Origin of the sequence: Micromonospora sp. NPDC049580, from assembly GCF_040675595.1 — a bacterium.
Taxonomy (GTDB): domain Bacteria; phylum Actinomycetota; class Actinomycetes; order Mycobacteriales; family Micromonosporaceae; genus Micromonospora.
Genome location: NZ_JBFAPG010000817.1, coordinates 1 through 1,275, shown reverse-complemented (window position 1 = coordinate 1,275; position 1,275 = coordinate 1). Strand labels below are relative to the sequence as shown.

At 75.2% G+C, this 1,275-nt stretch carries 1 pseudogene; it reads right to left on the bottom strand.

From position 1 onward, the window contains the following. Nucleotides 1–39: 39 nt before the first annotated feature. A pseudogene (locus tag AB0J68_RS32300) lies at nucleotides 40–1,275 on the bottom strand (bifunctional [glutamine synthetase] adenylyltransferase/[glutamine synthetase]-adenylyl-L-tyrosine phosphorylase); the annotation flags it as partial.

Below are 1,275 nucleotides of genomic sequence, written 5' to 3'. Positions count from 1 at the left end.
TTGCGTACGCCGCCGGGCCTGCAACTGGAGCCGGTGCTAGACGCTGCGCAGGAAGCGGTAGCCGCGCAGCAGCGACTCGCCGTCGGCGCGGCCGACGTAGCCACCCGCGACCAGCGCACGCAGCGCCGGGATGGTGCCCGGCGCCCGCAGCGTCTCGTCGCCGCGACCGTGCACCAGTTGCAGGAGCTGGACGGCGAACTCGATGTCGCGCAGCCCGCCGGGACCGCGCTTGATCTCGCGTTCCAGCTCCTTCGGCGGGATGTTGTCGATGATCCGGCGGCGCATCGCACGGACGTCCTCGACCGCCTCGGGTCGTTCGGCGGCCCTCCACACCAGCGGGGCCAGCTGGTCGATCCACTCCTGGGCCAGCGGCAGGTCCCCGGCGGCCGGACGGGCCTTGAGCAGCGCCTGGAACTCCCAGGTGCGCGCCCACCGCCGGTAGTAGGCCAGGTGGCTGGCGAGGGTGCGCACCAGCGGGCCCCGGTTGCCCTCGGGCCGCAGCGCGGCGTCCACCGGCCAGGCGACCAGCCCGCAGATGTGGATCAGCCGGGTCGCCACCAGGGTCGCGGCCGGCAGGTCGCCGTCCTCGGCCGCCACGAAGATCACGTCCACGTCGGAGACGTAGTTCAGTTCGCCGCCGCCGCACTTGCCCATCGCCACCACGGCCAGCCGGGGTCGCTCGGTGCCCTCCGCCAGCTCGTCGACGGCGATCTCGTACGCCGCGGCAAGCGTCGCGTCGGCCAGCGCGGACAGCGCCGCCATGGTCTGCTCCAGGGCCCGGCCGCCGGTGAGGTCGGCCGCCGCGATCCGCAGCAACGCCAGCCGGTACGCGGTCCGCAGCACCGCCACGGGGTTGCCGTCGCCGGCCGGTTCCAGTCGACCCTCGGCGATCGGCGCGAGCCCGTCCGGGGCGGTGCGCAGCGCCAGGCAGTGCTCCGGGTTGGCCACCAGATGATCACCGAGCGCCGACGACGCGCCCAGGACGGCGATCAGTCGACGCCGCAGCCCAGGGTCGGCGAGCAGCTCCGCGATCAGCGGCGAGCTCGCGCCGCTGCCGCCAGGCCCGCCGTCGCCGCTGATGCGCCGTTCGGCCTCGACGATGCGGTGCAGTTGGCGCAGCGCCAGATCCGGGTCGGCGGCGCGGGACAGCGCGGCGAGCAGCTCCTTGGCCGGCTCGTCGACCGGCTCCTGCTCGACCGGCTGCCAGAGGCCCAACCCGTCCGGGCCGAGCAGGTCGGCGGCGCGGGCTCCGCCGTCGCCCTCGGCGACGCCGAA